The following is a 16610-nucleotide window of genomic DNA, read 5'->3' on the forward strand; positions in this document are numbered from 1 at the left end:
CCCGATCTGCTGGCGGCGTCGCGGCTGGGACGACGACGCCCACACCCACATACCGGCCCCCCCCCCGGGCCCCCCCCGCCCGCGCCCCGCCCGTCCCGCTCCCGCCCGCGCTTGCCCGGGGGGGGGGCCGCGACATCGACACCGAAATCGGTGGCGACGATGACCTCGCTGAGCGGTACGCGGATCTCGCGGTCGGCGTGCAGGACCTCGAACATGGTGGCGTCGTCGGGCCCGACCTGGACGCCGAGGCCCTTGGTGGTGTGCGCCTGCTGGTCCATGTCGACCAGCAGGACTTTCGCGCCGAGGTCGGCCAGCTGGGCACCGAGGTTGATGGTCGAGGTGGTCTTGCCGACGCCGCCCTTCTGCAGGGCGATCGCGATGACGTGCGGGGGAGAAGTCATACCCTGCATCCTACCTGCATACATGTTGAATGCAGGTAGAACGCTTGCAGACAACATGCGTTCTACATGTGGATTACATGTATGCTGTGATCTGCGGTTATCGCCGCGATCGACCGGCCAGTCCGTCGACCGAGGGCGTTTCGGTGGGGGCAGTCCCCGGCCGACTGCATCGTGGCCGCGCTGGAGGACATGACGTTGCCGCCGCTGCTGGCCGAGGTCGCCGCGCGGATCGAGGACACCGACCGGGTGCCGGCGGAGTTCAGCGCGGGCGTGCTGTTCGCGGCCCGCCTGCTGGTCGATCCGCATTTCGACTACTGACCAACTTGCATGTAGCTCACCAGCAAACTACATGCAAGTTGAATGCATGTTCCTCTGACCTGGACCGCACCGCCTGGAGCGGGTGCGGTCCGCGTCAGAGCCACCGGTCGAGGTCGTGCTCGGTCTCAAGTTCCAGCACGATCGCGTCGGCTGTCTGGAGGTTGTTCTCCCAGTTCATCTCTCTTCCTTCTCCTTGGTTCACCGGCGTCCTGTTGGGCGTCGGCAGCTTCTGCGAGGTAGCGGTACAGCGTGGCCCGCGATACCCCGAACACTTCGGCGACCTGGCCGACGGGCTGGCCCTCCCGCAGCGCGGCCCGGGCCATGGCGAGCTGGGCGTCGCTGAGCTTGCGGGGCCGGCCGGGGTGTTTGCCCTGGGCGGAGGCGACCTCACGGGCGTGAGCGACGCGTTCGCGGCCGAAGACTCGTTCCATGTGGGCGAACAGCGCCAGCATCGCGACGCTGAGTTCGGCCATACCGGAGGTGTCGGTGGTATCGATCGGCAGCGGGTCGCGCAGGGTTTTCACCCCGATACCGCGCTCGCTCAGGTCGTGGATGACGTTGAGGCACTCGCGCAGGTTGCGGCCGAGCCGGTCCAGGTTGGTCGCCACGATCGTGTCGCCTTCGCGGGCGTATTTCAGCATCTTCTTGAACGCGGGCCGGTCGACCGTGGCGCCGGTCTTCTTGTCGGCGTAGATCCGTTCGTCCGGGATCCCGTGCTCGGCGAGCGCGACGAGTTGGCGTTCAAGGTCCTGGTGGGTGGTGGAAACTCGGGCGTAGCCCAGATCCATCATGTGCCTTTCTGTCCGGCTGGCGCCGTGGTTCCCCCGCGTGCGGAGTTCACAGTGTGTCGGGATCGGCCTCAAGGCAGTCGGGGCACAGGAATCGGGCGGGGGTGGGATTGAGGTCGATAAGCCAGTCCTCGGGGGTGTTGTCGATGGCTCGATCAGGGGTGGATTCTGGGGCGGGGATCGCAATTCCGGCATCGCCGGTGCCGTTGCCGCAGTCGTCGCATTCGATCCAGTACCCGCTGCGCATGGGCATGTCTTGCTCCTTGAGGTTGTAGCTACCGGAACTTGAATCGCGTATCTCATAATTTTACACCGTTACGGAATTTTGAGACGACAATTCGGGTCGGCTTTGTTGCGTTCGGCGACCCACAGCAGCTCCGGGAGCCCTTTGTCGTCGCGGATTCGGCCGGCGTCGAGGTCGGTGAGCACTGCCGTCAGCTGTACTCGCTCGATCGCGGTCAGTCCGTTCGGTGCGGGCGCGGTGGCGATCGCGTGCAGTTGCTCGCGCCGGGTGGCCATGCGTTCGAGGCGCTGCCCGAGTTCGTCGTCGATACCGAGTCGTTCCGGGGACTCCTCGCTGATGTCCTCTTCGGCGATGTAGTCGGCCTGGTCGCGCTGTTCCTCGACGTCCATCGCGTACAGGGTCAGTTCCTCGGCGATGTGGTCGCAGGTTTTGACCTGGGAAAATGCGCCGATCTGCGGGCGTTTCTGACCGTCGATAAGTGAACCTTATCGGCGGTCAGAGTGGCTATGACGAGGGCACCGGCACGCGCAGGAGCGAGGACACCGAGCCGATGCCGACGCCCAGCTCATCGGCGATCTGGCGGTAGGTCGCGCCCTCGGCGCGTAGCTGCTGGGCGCGGCGGCGCTTCTCGACCGCGCGGGCCTCGAACTCCGCGCGGGGTTCGGCGATCATCCGCTGGATGGTGCGAGTACTCGCACCGAACTGCTCGGCCAGTTCTCTGGCGGTCTTGGCTCGTCGAACAGGGTGCTTGGCGCCCATCGTCATCCCTCCATACCGGCAGCAATGATCGCGTCCATGTCGAACTTCGCGGCACGTCGACGGTTCGCCTCGCGCCTCACTTCTGTGATTGTCTTACCGGCCTTGCTGGCTCGCTGGCGTCGTTCTTCCTGGCTCATTCTCGCAGCGGTCGCCTTGCCGCCGTTCGTTCCGCGTCGTGCCTGCTCCTCGCTGAATGACCGTTTGATTCGGCGCCAGGTCCAGGTGGAGATCGATCGGGCGATCCCGGAGACCTCGCGAGCGTCCATCGGGCCCTTCGTGTAGGCCGGGCCGATGACGTCGATGTTCCGGTCCCAGGCGTGATCGTCTACGAGCTGGCGCCAGGTGGCCCAGTCGTCGTAGTCGCCACGGCGGCGGTACGACCAGGACCGTACGAGGTCGAACAGGTCGACGTTCCGGCCTGTCCCGCTGCTCGCCAGCGCCTTGCGGCGCTCTTTGGTGGTCGAGTACTTCGGCAGGGCGCCGAGGGCCTCGATCGGCTGCCACAGGTCGCGCAGGTCGTAGACGGCGTGTTCGGGCCCCCAGAGGGTCATGTGCTCGGTGTGGGTGGGGTTCTTGGTGGTCCGGTGCGCGTAGGCGACATCGCCGGCGAGGACGTTGTTCAGGCCGGCCTCTACGCGGGCGAGCAGGTGTACCGGGCCGCGGCGTGCGGGATCAGTCAGGATCACCGGCGTTTTCAGGGCGTAGGCGATGTGGCCGTCGCGGGTGAACGGATTCAGAGCGATCCAGCTGGGCACTGGCAGCCCGCACAGTGCCGCGATCTCGTCGGCCCGGCCGCCGTCATGGTCGGTGATGACCAGAGAGGTCAGAGCCAGTGGATTGCTCTCCACGTAGGGCATCGTGAGGGCGCGTTCCCGTGAAGTGCGGTAGTAGCCGCCGGTCTTCCGCTGGGCCGCCAGCGGACGACGGGGGCGCCAGTGCTGTTCGAACTCGAACGGCAGCGTCCAGAGGTCGCCCTCAAGATCCCAGTCCGCTTCGGCCGTCATGGCCACGAAGTCTGCCCCATCCCCGAGCAGTGATGAAGTACGACACGCCGACTTAGCCTAATCAGGTAGTTATAGGTTTTTAGGGGGCCCAGGTACCCCTATTCCCTGCCATCACGAACTATCTTTCCTCCAGGCTGAATAATGCGTATATATGCATATTAGAACCTGTACATACTCTTTCTAGTGTGCCCGAGGAAGGTGCCCCGACACACTCAGCCGACGACCTGATCGAGTAACCACCGTCGTTTGGCCTCCCGGAGCGGCAGGCGGTCGAGGTCGGCTTGCACAGCGTCGACGGCGGGCTGGACCAGCGCGAGGCTGCGGGGCGGCAGATCGCCCAGCAGCGCGGTGAGCGGCGTGGCCACGACGCCGGCGGCGCCAGCGGCGATCGATTCTCGGATGTGTCGGGATGATCCGTCCCAGACCGCGAAGTCCGGCGCAGCACTGTGGATAGCGCGGATCTCGGACGGCTGGATCTTCGCGAGCTTGCCGCCGGCGGGCAGGTGGCCGGTCGTGCGCGCCCAGGTCGCCAGCTCGGCGGTGAACGGCCAGCCGAGCAGTGCCGGGTGGCTGTAGATGGTGCTACCGGCAGGCAGAGATTCGAGGATCTGCTGGGCGCTGGCGCGGTCGGGTGCGGTGAGTGCGGCCATCGGCGTGATACGTCGGTCACGGGCGATGCGAAGGTCATCGGCCGACCACGTGCAGGCGAGCAGCCGAGTCGGGCCGTCAGCGTCCAGCCACACGTCGAGCACGGCCGCACGCTCGTCGGGGGTGAGGAGGTCACCGCGCGAGGTCGAGCCGTTGAGAAGGAAGAAGTCGACCCAGCCGCGGCTGGCTGCTTCGGCATATCGCCGGGTGGCGGCTATGTCGAGCGCGCCGGTCTCGTCGGTCAGGTGCAGCGTGGGTACCACAATGGTGCAGCTGGCGGCCTGCACCGCTGCGAGGATCTGCTGCGCCGCCGCGGCCGGCGAAGTCGCCGCGGTGTCGATCCGAAGATCTGCCGTCGTCAGCCGGGGTGTGGCATCCCAGGCCGCGAGCCGGTCGGTGGTGTCGCCGGTTTGGCGCGCCACGATCCGCGTTTCGGCGACCTCGCGCGGACACCACAGTTCGACCACGACCCATCGGGTCGCGGGCATTGCTCCGAGTACCGCGTCGATCGCTTCCGGCTGCCCGACGTGGATTACGGGGATCTCGCCGGCGGCGAGGATGCGGCCGACCTCGGGGCGGTCGATGACGTAGGTGGAGCCGTAGCGGCGGTTGGCGTAAATGACGCCTCCGGCAGTGGCCAGCTGCTCCAGCTCGTCCGCGCTGGCCATCCGGTACCCGGTGGTGCGGCCGGCGCCGATCTTCATGCGCTGGAAGTGACGGACCCGCCGGTCCAGCTCGGCCAGTGCAGCGGTCACTGTGTCCTTGCCGGCCGCGGGCGGCCCGTAGATCACGATCGCGGTGTCCATGCTCAATCCACCAAGGCTTTGATCAGCGCCTCGGCCTGCTCGCGCAGCGGCGGCGACTCCGGATCATTCGTGATGATGGTGTGCTGCCACGGCGGCTCGAAGGAGATGTCGATCCCGCTCACGTACTCGTCCCAGTGCGCCAGCTTCCAGGAGTCGCGGGCAGCGCCACGCCGGGTGATGTAGGAATGCATCGAATCCGGCTGGCACCGAATCCATACGACCTCCATGTCGGCCCCGAGGGTGTCTAGTTCGACAGACGTGCGCCGGAACCAGGCCTCGGCGGCGAACTCCTTGATGTACGGCGCGGTGGCGATGACTGACACCCCGCACCCCACGTTCTCCCGCACTGCCGCCGCGAGGCATTCGTATTCAGCCGGCCGCACGAGATCCAGGTAGATCGGAGACTCACGGTCGGAGACCGTGCTGCCCAGCTGGGTCAGAGCGGTATCGACCACCGACCTGGTGATGGTGTCCTTGTCGAGCATCGCCCAGCCCGTCATCCGCGCCAGCACCCGCCCGAACTCGGTCTTTCCACTGCCGGCGTAGCCGCCGACGTAGATCACCTGCGGCCGGCCGCGCCGAGGCCGAGGCGCGCCAGGCGTGGCGGTCTCACTGACCATCCGCCCCGACCGAGGGCGGCTGACGACCAACCCTTCCTGCTCAAGAAGGGCCATCGCGTCGTTGACCGGCGCGACGCTCACCCCGAACTGCTGTGCAAGTGCCCGCGTGCTGGGCAGCTTCTGCCCTGGCCGGAGCCGCCCGGCCTCGATCTCGTTGCGCAGCTCCCGAGCAATCTGCCGATGCCGCGCCTCCCCAACGCCCTCCATGCGAGTCGCCTCCTTTACCCCTGCCTGTCATCTGAACCTATCAGTTGACACCCACATCAACTGGCGTAGAGGGCAGTCCTCTCCCTGGTCGGCGAATTTGTGGCGAAAAACATGCGAAAAACTGGACATCAGAAGGCATCAGTTCTACCGTAGAGGGCATCAGAATCTCTATCTGATGCCTATCTGGGAGAAGGTGATGTCATGAGATCGACCGTGGTGGTCGTAGCCGTCTTGGCGGCGCTGTTCGCTCTCATTACCGCCCCCACCCTCGTGCTCGGGAATCTCTTTCTGGCCGCGTTCGTGTGGGTGGGCTGGCGGATGCTGACGGGCCCGGCGGGCCCGCTGCGTCGGCGCGGGGTGCGGCGATGATCGGGCCGGTCATGAAGACCGACGCGGCGGTCATGTCGGCCGGGTCGAAGGCGTTCACCGCGCTGCCGCCGCAGGTGCGGCTCGCGCTGGTGGCGGTTGCGTTGCTGGTCGGGATGGCTGGGTGCAGCGCGGCGTGGATCGACCACCAGGACTACCGGCCGGTGCCGAACGTGTGCCGCCCGGATCAGGAGGCGTACGCGGCGCAGGCGCGGTGTGTGCCGGCCGCGCAGCTGGAAGCGCCGGCGGGGTGGCAGCGGTGACCGCCGAGCAGCAGGGCGGCGGGTTGCCGGTCTACGACTGGCGGTGCGCGCCGTCGAATCTGCGGACCCGCCGCCAGTTGGCCGCGCAGGGTCTGCGCCCGGCCGGGCAGGACATCGCCGGGAAGGTGCAGCGCCCGCGCCGTGGTGGGCGTGAGCCGTTGACGGCCTACCTCTACGACATCGAGCAGGCGGCGCCGAAGCGGGAAGCGACCCCGGCGCAGCGGGCGGCGTTGGAGAAGGCCACGCGCGAGCGGCAGCTGCGCGCTGCGGAAAGGCGCGGCCTGGCCCGCGCGGAGTTCGAGCAGATCACCGATCCGGGCCCCGGGTGGGCCGATCCGGCACCGCAGCGGGAGCCGGTCCGTGGCCACGCGTTCGCGGGCCTGATCAATCGTGACCGAGAAGGGATGCAGCGATGACGAGCAGGAGGAGTAGGAGCCCTCGGCAGCTCACCCCGCGTGACATGCGGGTGTTGACGATCCTGGCCGAGATGTATGGTGCCCCGCTGGATCGGGTGGCCGGCATGCTCGGCGTCCAGATGTCCAGCGCCTACCGGACGGTGGCGAAATGGCGTGAGGCGCACATGGTTTCGGGCCTGAATATCAGGCCGGTGCCGGGCCGGACGTGGGTCTTTCCTTCCCGTGCCGCGGTGGAGGCGCTTCTGCCGTACACCGCCCGGTTCTGGACGCCGACGCCGAAGATGGCCGCGCACGTGTCCACGGTGCTGGATCTGCGCCTGGCACTGGTCGGTCAGGATCTGGACCGGTGGGTGCCCGAGCGGCAGCTGCGCGCCGAGCTGGGCATGCCCAAGCCGGGACAGCCGCGCGGCCATGTCCACGACGGCCGCTTCTACAAGTCCACCGGTGAGCTGGTGGCGGTCGAGGTCGAGCTGACCGCGAAGGACATCACCGCGGCGCGTGCGGCGGTGGCGGGTGCGATCGCAGCGGCCCGCAAGGCCGAGTGCGCCGAGGTCCGCTACTACGTCAAGACGGTATGGACCGACCGTGACGGTCGGGTGATGCGCCGCAGTGACGAGATCCGCAACGTCATTGTGGCCGCGGTGAAGTCGATCCCGCGGGGCGCCGATGATCCAGCGGTGCGGGTGGCCGCGCTCGAAGACGCGCTGCCGGTTGAGGCCGACAAGCCCGCCGAGTCGTCGCAGCCCGGTCTGAGGGTGATCGAGGGCGGAGCCTCTGATCACGGCGACCAGGCCGCTTTCGCCGAGGCGGTGTCGCGATGAGCTGCCAGTCCATCATCACCCCCGACGACTGCAAGACCTTCCCGTCGCAGATCACCGCCGCACCTGAGCCCGCCCCGGCCCCGGCCGCCCCGGCCGCGCCGGGTGAGGTGCTGCCGGGTATCGACCCGGCCCGGCCGTTCGGCGACGGCCCGGATGACGCGTTTTTCGGTGGGGCGCTGCCGCTTCCGGAGGATCTGACCTGGACCCAGGTGGGGGATTTCCTGATCGGCTCCGGCGTCGGTCTGGCGTTCACGCTGATCCTGACCGCGCTGCTGCTGGTGCCGTCGACGCTGCTGGCCTGGACGCCGGCGCGGATGCGGAACTGGACGATCGCCGCCGTGGTCGCGTTGCCGGGTTCAGCGATGCTGGCCAGCGCTGACGCGGCGGCCCCGTTCGATGACTTCCGCGAAGGCATGGACCTTATCGCCGCGGGCGACTACGTGCCGGGCGTGGCGGAGATGTCGCTGGTGCTGATCCCGGTCGCGTGGCTGCTGGCGATGATCGCCCACACCAACCGGCGAGTGAAGCTGTTGACCAACGGTTTCCAGTCTCCCGCGCGTACGGAGCGGGCGTTGTGGGCGCAGTCGCAGCGTGAGCAGCGCGCCGCCGCGCGGTTGTCGCGCCGCCGTCTGCCGTTCACGTCGGGGTACTGGAACCCGCAGCTGGTGATCGGACGTCTGGCGGCCGAGCACGACCAGGCGCCCACGCGGTCGATGCTGCGCCAGCTGACCAAGCGGGCAGAGACCCGCCTGCTTCTGCCGTGGATCAACGTCGCCGAGCACATGACCACAGTCGCCTCCAGCGGCTCGGGCAAGACGACGTTGATGCTGCGCGTGCTCGTGTCCTGGTTCGTGACCACGTGGACGCGGCATCGCCAGTGGTGGCGCCACGACCGGCCCGGCCGGCCGCTGGCGATCATCGTCGACTGCAACGGCGGCCCCGAGTCCCGAAAGGTGGCCCGCCGCATGCGGACCTGGTTCGAGGCATTGGGTGTGGCTCCAGAGCGGATCGGGATTTTCCCCGACACCGTGTCGCTGGCGATGTGGCCGCGCCCGGACTTCGCCAGCCAGCCGGTCGAGGTGCAGAAGACGATCGTGGACGATCTGCGCTCGATCCTCTCTGCGATGGTTTCAGGCGGCTCGGCGCCCACGACGGAGACCGAAAAGTACTTCTACGAGCTGCGCACGACGCTGATCCATCTGATCGTGGACGCGCCCGCACGGATCGAGCTGGTCGATGGGATGGCGACCCCGGTCGGCCACAACCCGCCCGCAAATTGGTTGGACTTCCTGTCGCGGTTCGACCCGACCGTGATCGCCAAGCTGTGGGGCGGCGTGTTCGATGACCAGGTGCCGTGGGCGGGCGTGCCGGGCATCGACCGGGAGCTGGCGGCCACGATGGCAGGCAAGACGCCGGCCATGGACTCCACGCTCGCCGAATTCGCCAACTTGTACCGCTCGTTGGGCGAGGCGTTCGACGGTGATCGGCAGCTGACCGATTTCGACGTGCTTTACATCGTCCTGGAGGGCGTGAAGACCCCCGATCGCGCGAGGGCGCAGTTCGGGGCGCTGGGCACGATGTTCGAGCAGCTGGCGGACAAGGAGCACGGCCGCACCAGCTTGATGGTGGTGGACGAGTTCTCGGCGGTCTCGGATGGCAAGACCCGCGCGGTGAAGTGGGTCGAGCGGCTGCGGAAGGCCGGTATCGGGTCGTGGTGGATCGCGCAGTCCTGGCAGGGCTTGGGCCATGACGACGATAACCGGGCCGCGTTGGTCGCGGCGGCTTCCGGTGGCAGCCTGATCGGCCGCTCCACCGACCCGGAGACGATCTCGAAGATCTACGGCACGAGGCACAAGTTCGAGCTGAGCCGCAAGCTGATCAGCGGCAGCCGTGACGGCGACGAGGGCAACGTCCAGACCAGCGACCAGTACCTGCTGCCCCCGAACAGGCTGCGCGCCATGCAGAAGGGCGACGTGGTGCAGGTCTCGGGCGGGCGTGCCCGCTGGGGCCGGGTGTCCCCGCTCGATGACGCGGAGCTGAAGCGTCTGCGTCCGCTACCCGGCCTGACGACCAGCCTGCGCGCGATCGAGCCCGCCCCCGAGGCGCTGGCCCCGGTGATCGACCTGACCAAGAAGCGCCGCCCGGCGTAACCCACACCCTGCAAGGAGATTCCGTCATGTCCATGCCCCGACCGGTCGATCCGGACGACCACGGCGAGGAAATCGTCGGCCTATCCGACGAGCAGCGCCAGGCCGAGCTCGACGCACTCAGCGGCCTTGCCGATGACCTCAAAGGCTCCAGTGTCGAGCGGCTGGCCGCTCATTTCGAGCCCATCCTGCCCGATGGCGGTGTGCTCGGCCGCACCGTCGCCCCGCACGTCGACCGCGCCAGCAAGGCCCGCGACTGGGCGCGGATCTGGGGTCCGGCGATCGCGACCACCGCCGCGGCCGGCGCCGCGGTGGCGGTGCTGCCGCTGCCGGGCCCGCTGGCCCTCTACGTGCTCGCCCTGGGCGCTTTCGCGTGGTGGCACTGCGCCGGACGGCCCGGCGCGGTCGAGACCGTGCAGATGTGCTGGTACGCCGCCGCCGACACCGGGTCCTGGATCCGCCGTCACGTCGAGCACCTGGCCGCCCGGCGGGCCCGCTACGAGACCCGCCGCACCACCACCGAGACCCACTGACTCCCATCACACCGAGAAGAAGGAGAAACACCATGTCCGATCGCAGTGTCGAAGACGAGATTGTGTCCGAGATCAGCCGATTCAGTGTGGCGATGCGTGCCGCGATCTCGCGGCACGCACAGGCCGCCTCGTGGCTGGAGCGGCGCCGGGCCCGCAAGGAGATCTCGCGGCTGGTGCGCACCGAGCGGCGCGAAGCCGACCAGGCCCGCACCCACCACAAGACCTGGACGGCCCAGGCCGTGGAGCGCTACCGCGTGCACGCCCAGGCCGTCGCCCAGCGCGCCAGCGACCCGACCGTCGACCACACCCGCCGGGCCCGTGACGCCTGGTCGCTGGCCGAGCACCGCGCCGACCTGGCGCGCATGTTCGTCACCAACGGCCACCTGACCCGCACCGAGCAGGGTATCGCCCTGGACGGTCTGGACGCGGCTACCGCCTTCCCCGAGCACAAGGACAAGATCGCGACCCTGTTCGCCAAGGCCCACAAGGTCAAGGGCATCGAGGCGCTGCGCTACCGCGCCCAGGTCGCCCGCGCCCAGCAGCAGCTCGGCATCGACCGGAACGCGGTCGTTCACCGCGGCGCCGGCCACGTCGCGGCTCAGCGGGCGCAGAGGCAGGCCGTCGAGCAGCAGTACCTTGCCGGGAGCGCGGGCCGCCTCAACGGTGAACACCAGGCGGATCGGTTCCGCGCCGTCGTGGGGTGGACCGACCGCAATGGGGTGACTACAAGCCGGTCGAAGTCGTTCGACAGCGAGCAGGCCGCGACGGCGTGGATGCGCAGCAACCCGGATCGGATGCTGACCTTCGGCACGGCCGTGCACGTCCAGACGTGGGACTCCCGTGACGATCGGGCACCGATCTTCTCCTCCAGTGGCGGACATCAGGCGGTGATGGCTTCGCTGGCCGAACGTGAGCAGGCATTGGTCCAGCGCGACGAGCAGCTGCGCGAGCCGGAGCGGTTGACGCGCGACCAGGAGGACGCGATCCAGGGTCTGCACCAGGCGCAGCGGGAGTGGGAGCTGAGGCCGGCCGACGCGGACCCGCGCCAGACCGAGGCATTGACCGCGCAGTGGCGTGAGGCCGGCCGGGCCGCCGACCGGGCCGGGTTGTCCCCGGAGCGGATCGACCGCGAGCTGGCCGTCGCGCAGCTGGCGGTCGAGCGGGACCGGCTGCGCGATGAGCTGGAGTCGATGCGGCAGCGCCACCACCTGTCGATCGAGCACTCCGGCGAACTGTCCGACCGCAACGCGGCCCTGACCCGGCAGTTGACCGCGGCGCTGGCCGAGCGGGACCAGCTCGCCGCCGCCCGCGACCAGGCCGTGGCCGAGCGGGATCGGCTGCGGGGTGAGCGGGACGAGGCGGTGCACAAGCTGGTCGAGCGCACCCCGGCCGCGCAGCGGTACGGCAGCCCGGAGCGGCAGGCCGAGCAGGCCAAGCGGCCGTCGATGGCGGAGGCGGTGCGGCACAAGGCCGCCGCGCGCGAGGAAGTGCTGAGCCGGGCCGCGCAGTTCGAGGCCGCCGACGAGCTGGAGCGCGAGGACGAGCGTTTCGCCGATCCGAACTGGAGCACCGATCACGAGGACCGGCGGGACGCGGAGATCCAGCGCCAGGCCGAGCAGGCACGCCAGCAGCGGGAGCCGATCCGTGGCCACGCCTTCGCGGGCCTGGTCAACGGCCGCGACCGGGACCGGGAAGGGATGGAGCGGTGAGCGCTGACGACGCCCGCGAGCTGACCGGACACGGCCGCTGGACCACCGAGCTTGTCCGCGAGAGCGCGGACAGGGACATGCCGGGCGAGGCCACGCCCGGCATGTCGAACCGATCCGACACCACCACTGCATATGAGGGAGCCGAACCGATGACCGACACTACCCCCACCCACACCGCCGGCCTCGAGGCCGAGTCGCCGACCGAGATCCGGATGCGTGCGGACTTCGTGTACGCGCAGTCGCTGGTGACCCGCGATCCGGACGACTACGACCCGGCCGATGCGGTCGAGCGCGCCGAGATCGTGGGTCCGTGGCTGGAGCGCGAGGACGAGTGGTGCGACCACTGGACCTACTTGCAGCAGGCCGCCGACCGGTGGCAGCGCGATCCGCAGGCCGCGGCGAAGCTGGCCGAGCTGACCGAGACCTCGGGGTACGCCTCGCAGATCGAGCTGCGCAGCGAGGCCCAGGCCCGTCACCTGGCCGAGCACGGGATCGAGCGCGACGCGACCGGGCTGATCACCTCGCCCTACGTCACCCGCTACCGCGAGCAGCGCGACACCGAGCAGCAGACCGCCGCTGTCGCGCCGATCCGTGGCCACGCCTTCGCCGGCCTGGTCGATCGTGACCGAGAGGGGATGGAGCGGTGAGCAGCACCGACACTCCCACCCAGGAGCAGCGGGCCGCGGGCGGCGGATTCGAGCCGCTGCGCCCGTACGGGCCGGCCGCGCCCGGTGAGTCCTATCCGGAGTTGCAGTTGCGGCTCATCGCCGCCAACGAGCGTGCGGCCGTGCTGGAGGAGCAGCTGGCCGAGGCTCGCGCCCAGCGCGACGCCGCCGAGCACCGCGCCGCCGAGCTGGAAGCCCGTAACCAGGAGCTTGCTCGCGATCTGGACGACGCGCTGGATCTGGCGTCGGAGAACGCGTTGCACGCCGAGCGTGAGCGCCTGGTGCCCCAGCCCCGCTACGGTCACGCCTTCGCCGGCCTGGTCCGTACACCCGATCGGGAAGGAGTCGAGCGATGACCTCGACAGCCACTGTCCACCCTGTCGACCCGCCGTCGAGCACCGTCAACCCGGTGTCTAGCGGCCGGTTCGACCTCGCGGAGCTGACCGCGCTGGCGATGACGATCGTGATCGGCGCCGGCGCGTTCGCGTGGAGCTTCGCGGCGTTGACCGATCTGGCGGTCATGGCCGGGATTACGCCCCGTCTAGCGTGGGCGGGCCCGATCTTCGTCGACGGCGCGATCGTGCAGTCCGCCGTCGCGCTGGTCTCGCTCCAGCGCCGCGCCCGCCAGGGCGTGGTGATCCCCCTCGCGACGAAGGCGTTCTTCTGGGGTGAGCTGTTCGCCGCCGAGGCCATTTCCGTAGTCGGAAACGGCCTGCACGCTGCGGAATCCGGACAGCGGTTGCTCCCGGCGATGATCGCGGCGGCCGTGGCCGGCGCCGCGCCGCTGTTCGGTCTGGCCGCCACCCACGGGCTGACGGCCCTGATCGAGGTCCCTCGCGCCCCCAAGCCGGCCGAGGCACCCGAGCCGCCGCTGGTAGACGACGACCCGCGTCCGGTGTACGCGGACTCCACACGGCTGGACAGCGACTCGACAGGACTGGACAGCGGGTTGACGGCGCTGGACAGCGCGCCCGCGTCGGCCACCGAGACGGTTGACGGGGTGGACAGCGACCCGCTCGCTGCCCGTGACGCCGAGATCCGCCGCCGCTACGCCGCCGGCGAATCGACCCGCAAGCTCGGCGCCGCGTTCGGGCTCTCGCACTCGCGTGTGGCCCAGATCGTCAAGACCGACGACGGCGCCGACGACGAGGAAGCGGAGGTGCTAGCCCTGGTTCGCTGACCGGTTGCCATTCACTAGCGCAAAGCCCCTGCCGAGAGGAATTCGGCAGGGGCTTTGTCGTGTCCGGCCTCCCCCCGAGAGGCGGTTCGGCGAGGCCGGAGAAGGCTGCCAGCTTAACCACCTCCGGTGTTCCCCCTGCTCCAAAAGCGGCAGGGGGCGCTACCGCAGCATCCGGCCGGTCTTTGCCCCGGAGCGGGGGCGCGTGCGCCTCCGCCGGGCAGGCCCCCTGGCCTGCCCGTTAACGCCTGCTTTTCGCGCGCAGAGGCTCACGGGTCAAGGGTGGCCGCAGGCCATCGCGCAGCGACGCGAAGCGCCCTTGAGGCGTGAGGGGCGCGCGAACACAATGCAGGCGTCCCCGCTCCGGGGCACGCGGCCGGAGGCCGCGCACGGCGCGCCAGCGCCGCCACCACGCCGGTAGCCGCACAGTCGCTACCGACGTTCCTCGTGTCCGTGCCGCCCGACCGGATGGGCTCTCGGCAGCCCGGTCGCGGCACCCCGAGCACGCCGCGCGGGGCGCGGCCGGCGGGATGCCTATTCGCAGCATCCGAGTTGCTGGAAGGCGGCTGGTCGGCGTGCGAAAACCCGGCGAAAACTCAGGTCGAAACCGGTGACGGCAGGTCGCAGGTTTTCGCAGGTGCACCCAACCCCCACCCACCTCCCCTGACCTGCGTGGACGTCGCTTCGCGCCGTCGAATCCCTCCACCCCTCCAGACCCCCATCTCATACCCACTTCGTGCGCATGAGATGGGGGTCTGGAGGGGTGGAGGGATTCAAGATCATTTCTGGTTAGGTCAGGGGAGTGGGTGGGGGTTGGGTGAAAAGACAAAAGACATTGGTTGCGTTGGGTGCGTATCGGTGCGTTTGCGACGTGGTTGCGTTGGCATACGTGCTCGCCGCCTTCGGCGTCGCTTCCAGTGGTGGCGTCGTGTGCGTTGGCTGCGGTCTACAGATGCGCCTGGTTCGGGTTGCTCGGTTGGTTGGTGGGCGCGGCTGGCGGTTGGTGGGTGGTGCGACGGCGTGGCCGCCGTCGTGCGCGAGCTGCTGCTCGCGCCTGCGTTGCGCCGGGTGTGGTGTGCGGGCGTCTCTCCGGTCGGCCTGATCTGGGGCTATCACACGACCACCAGGCATCCAGGGCGCTTCGCGTCGCTGCGCGATGGCCTGCGGCCACCCTGGACACCTGGCGCTCGTGTGATCGGAGACGCCCCAGGCCGACCGGAGAGACACCCACCCACCACGCACTACTCCCGTGGCTCCACTCCGGAAGGGGCTGAGCAGCCTGCGGCTGCTACTGGGGCTCTGCCCCAGGCCCCGCTGCTCGCCGCAGGGGCAGGCGCTCCCAGAGAGGGGGCCCCAGGGCAGGCGGCGGTCTGCTGGTCTCCCGCGGCCCGGCGCGAGGTCGTGCCCGTTCGGGCAGGTGACCGGGCGCGGTTCGGCCCAGCCGTCGCGCACGCGGTAGAGCTGGCCGGGTGCGGCCGGCCGGTTCCCGGCCCGATACACCGGCTCCCAGGAATCGCACATAGGTTCGATTATGGTGCGGGGTGTGATCGGAGTGAACGACCTGGTGCGGATTCGGCCCGGCGGGGTGTCGGTGTTCCGTGTGCTCGAACTCGACAGCGACGGCGAGCACGCGGTCATCGAGGCCGCGGACGAGAGCGTGCCCGGCCGGTACCCGTTCCCGATGCGGCTGGCCGACCTCATCCCGGCCGAGCAGGACGACCCGGGCCTGGAGTGAGCTAGGTCGGGTCGGGCATCGAGCCGTCCGGGCCGGGCCGGGGGACGCCGGCCGCGTCGAGGTAGGCAGTGATCGCAGCGTCCACGGTGTCGGTGAGCACGGCGCCCTGTTTGATCAGCCAGTCCAGTCGTGCGGAGGTCTCGGCGCTGATCTGGGTGGAGAACGGGCGCTTGTTCTTCTTCCGCTTGAGCGGGATCGACACCGCCGGCGCGGCGGCGGGCGTCGTGGCCGGCGCGGGTTCGGGCTGTGCCGCCGCCGGCGTGGTGTCGGTGGTTGTGGAGGGCCGGACGCGTGCGGCGGCTTCGCGGAGGTCGCCGCGGTGCTGGGGTCGGCTGCTGCTGGGTAGGTTCAGGCCGGTAGCGCGGGCGGCGTTCATGCGGTGATCCTCTCGTGTAGGCGGCGGGCGGCGTCTTTGTAGGCGACGGCGGCGCTGCTGGTGGGGGCGTGGACGTGGATCGGCACTTGGCGGCCCTTGGCTTCCACCACGCGGATGGTGCGCGGGATCTCGCCGAGGTAGGCCCCGCCGGTGTTCCAGTCGCCCCAGTCGCGGATGAGAAGGTCGCGCATGTTGCGGCTGGCCACGGGCTGGCTGTCGAAGTTCGTCAGCAGCAGGTACCGGATGTCCACGCCGGGGTTGAGCGTTTCGGCGATGTCGAGCACGGTTTTGCCCAGCTCGATCAGGCCGTCGATTTCGTCGCTGCCGACCTGGACGACGGCGAGCACGTCGTCGGCGGCGGTGAGCGCGGCGGCGGTCAGCTCCCCGAGTGCCGGCGGGCAGTCGATCAGGACGTAGTCGTAGCCGGCGGCGTGTTCCTCGAGCTGGCGCGCCAGCCGCGCCTCCCCGGGCCCCGCCCCCGCCCGGAGGAGGCCAGACGGGCCAGGGCGGGTGGGGGGGGGGTGATGGGGTCCGGCCGGATTTGGGGTTTCCCTTTTGGGGGGTGTCAGGGGTTGGGGGGTACTCGGTTGCGGCGCAGGGGAAGCGG

General features: G+C 69.5%; 22 protein-coding genes. 12 read left to right on the plus strand and 10 right to left on the minus strand.

All coding sequences use genetic code 11. The features are described 5' to 3' along the window. A partial coding sequence (locus tag QH283_RS26010) for a ParA family protein (RefSeq protein WP_280505568.1) occupies positions 1-401 on the minus strand: 401 nt, incomplete at its 3' end. A gap of 171 nt (positions 402-572) precedes the next feature. Here QH283_RS26010 and QH283_RS26015 point away from each other — a divergent pair. Next, the gene (locus tag QH283_RS26015; RefSeq protein WP_280505569.1) at positions 573-719 is read left to right on the plus strand and encodes a hypothetical protein; all 147 of its coding nucleotides are present in this window, start codon (positions 573-575) and stop codon (positions 717-719) included. A gap of 125 nt (positions 720-844) precedes the next feature. On the opposite strand, the gene QH283_RS26020 is transcribed toward QH283_RS26015, so the two are convergent. The 7 genes from QH283_RS26020 to QH283_RS26050 form a co-directional block, all read right to left on the minus strand. After that, on the minus strand, positions 845-1510 hold the full coding sequence (locus tag QH283_RS26020; protein ID WP_280505570.1) for a recombinase family protein: 666 nt from the start codon (positions 1508-1510) through the stop codon (positions 845-847). Positions 1511-1556: 46 nt separating this feature from the next. After that, positions 1557-1760 (minus strand): hypothetical protein, encoded by a 204-nt coding sequence (locus tag QH283_RS26025; RefSeq protein WP_280505571.1) that lies wholly within the window; start codon positions 1758-1760, stop codon positions 1557-1559. A gap of 62 nt (positions 1761-1822) precedes the next feature. After that, the gene (locus tag QH283_RS26030) at positions 1823-2140 is read right to left on the minus strand and encodes a hypothetical protein (protein ID WP_280505572.1); all 318 of its coding nucleotides are present in this window, start codon (positions 2138-2140) and stop codon (positions 1823-1825) included. A gap of 115 nt (positions 2141-2255) precedes the next feature. Continuing rightward, positions 2256-2510, minus strand: a complete 255-nt coding sequence (locus QH283_RS26035) for a replication protein RepB (RefSeq protein WP_280505573.1) — start codon at positions 2508-2510, stop codon at positions 2256-2258. A 2-nt stretch (positions 2511-2512) separates the two neighbouring features. Then, entirely contained in the window at positions 2513-3514 is a 1002-nt protein-coding gene (locus tag QH283_RS26040; protein WP_280505574.1) for a replication initiation protein, read from the minus strand. 212 nt (positions 3515-3726) lie between these two features. Further along, the gene (locus QH283_RS26045) at positions 3727-4968 is read right to left on the minus strand and encodes a hypothetical protein (protein ID WP_280505575.1); all 1242 of its coding nucleotides are present in this window, start codon (positions 4966-4968) and stop codon (positions 3727-3729) included. A 2-nt stretch (positions 4969-4970) separates the two neighbouring features. Further along, entirely contained in the window at positions 4971-5795 is an 825-nt protein-coding gene (locus QH283_RS26050; RefSeq protein ID WP_280505576.1) for an AAA family ATPase, read from the minus strand. Between the two features lie 201 nt (positions 5796-5996). On the opposite strand from QH283_RS26050, the gene QH283_RS26055 reads away from it, so the two are divergent. The 11 genes from QH283_RS26055 (at position 5997) to QH283_RS26105 (ending at position 15627) form a co-directional block, all read left to right on the plus strand. Next, on the plus strand, positions 5997-6164 hold the full coding sequence (locus QH283_RS26055; protein WP_170986981.1) for a hypothetical protein: 168 nt from the start codon (positions 5997-5999) through the stop codon (positions 6162-6164). Between the two features lie 11 nt (positions 6165-6175). Further along, positions 6176-6424, plus strand: a complete 249-nt coding sequence (locus tag QH283_RS26060) for a hypothetical protein (RefSeq protein ID WP_280505577.1) — start codon at positions 6176-6178, stop codon at positions 6422-6424. Next, on the plus strand, positions 6421-6840 hold the full coding sequence (locus QH283_RS26065) for an RRQRL motif-containing zinc-binding protein (RefSeq protein WP_280505578.1): 420 nt from the start codon (positions 6421-6423) through the stop codon (positions 6838-6840). Before QH283_RS26060 ends, QH283_RS26065 begins: the two co-directional genes overlap by 4 nt. 53 nt (positions 6841-6893) lie before the next feature. Next, positions 6894-7661 (plus strand): hypothetical protein, encoded by a 768-nt coding sequence (locus QH283_RS26070; protein WP_280505579.1) that lies wholly within the window; start codon positions 6894-6896, stop codon positions 7659-7661. Then, entirely contained in the window at positions 7658-9811 is a 2154-nt protein-coding gene (locus QH283_RS26075; protein WP_280505580.1) for a hypothetical protein, read from the plus strand. The genes QH283_RS26070 and QH283_RS26075 overlap by 4 nt, the downstream gene beginning before the upstream one ends. A 26-nt stretch (positions 9812-9837) precedes the next feature. Further along, positions 9838-10341 carry a hypothetical protein gene (locus QH283_RS26080; RefSeq protein WP_280505581.1) on the plus strand — a complete coding sequence of 168 codons (504 nt, stop codon included), beginning with the start codon at positions 9838-9840 and terminating at the stop codon, positions 10339-10341. Between the two features lie 32 nt (positions 10342-10373). Then, the gene (locus QH283_RS26085) at positions 10374-12050 is read left to right on the plus strand and encodes a hypothetical protein (RefSeq protein ID WP_280505582.1); all 1677 of its coding nucleotides are present in this window, start codon (positions 10374-10376) and stop codon (positions 12048-12050) included. Beyond that, the gene (locus QH283_RS26090) at positions 12047-12697 is read left to right on the plus strand and encodes a hypothetical protein (protein WP_280505583.1); all 651 of its coding nucleotides are present in this window, start codon (positions 12047-12049) and stop codon (positions 12695-12697) included. The genes QH283_RS26085 and QH283_RS26090 overlap by 4 nt, the downstream gene beginning before the upstream one ends. Continuing rightward, positions 12694-13071 (plus strand): hypothetical protein, encoded by a 378-nt coding sequence (locus QH283_RS26095; protein WP_280505584.1) that lies wholly within the window; start codon positions 12694-12696, stop codon positions 13069-13071. The genes QH283_RS26090 and QH283_RS26095 overlap by 4 nt, the downstream gene beginning before the upstream one ends. Beyond that, positions 13068-13895: a DUF2637 domain-containing protein gene (locus tag QH283_RS26100; RefSeq protein ID WP_280505585.1), complete on the plus strand. Its 828-nt coding sequence runs from the start codon at positions 13068-13070 to the stop codon at positions 13893-13895. Before QH283_RS26095 ends, QH283_RS26100 begins: the two co-directional genes overlap by 4 nt. 1540 nt (positions 13896-15435) lie before the next feature. Next, positions 15436-15627 carry a hypothetical protein gene (locus QH283_RS26105; protein ID WP_249355420.1) on the plus strand — a complete coding sequence of 64 codons (192 nt, stop codon included), beginning with the start codon at positions 15436-15438 and terminating at the stop codon, positions 15625-15627. Position 15628: 1 nt separating this feature from the next. On the opposite strand, the gene QH283_RS26110 is transcribed toward QH283_RS26105, so the two are convergent. Together QH283_RS26110 and QH283_RS26115 are read right to left on the minus strand one after the other, a co-directional pair. After that, entirely contained in the window at positions 15629-16003 is a 375-nt protein-coding gene (locus QH283_RS26110; protein WP_137355087.1) for a hypothetical protein, read from the minus strand. Further along, positions 16000-16610: ParA family protein (locus QH283_RS26115; protein ID WP_280505586.1), on the minus strand; the 611-nt coding region annotated here is incomplete at its 5' end. The genes QH283_RS26110 and QH283_RS26115, both read right to left, overlap by 4 nt.

It is taken from the genome of Nocardia farcinica (assembly GCF_029867845.1).
GTDB classification, from domain to species: Bacteria; Actinomycetota; Actinomycetes; order Mycobacteriales; family Mycobacteriaceae; genus Nocardia; species Nocardia farcinica_A.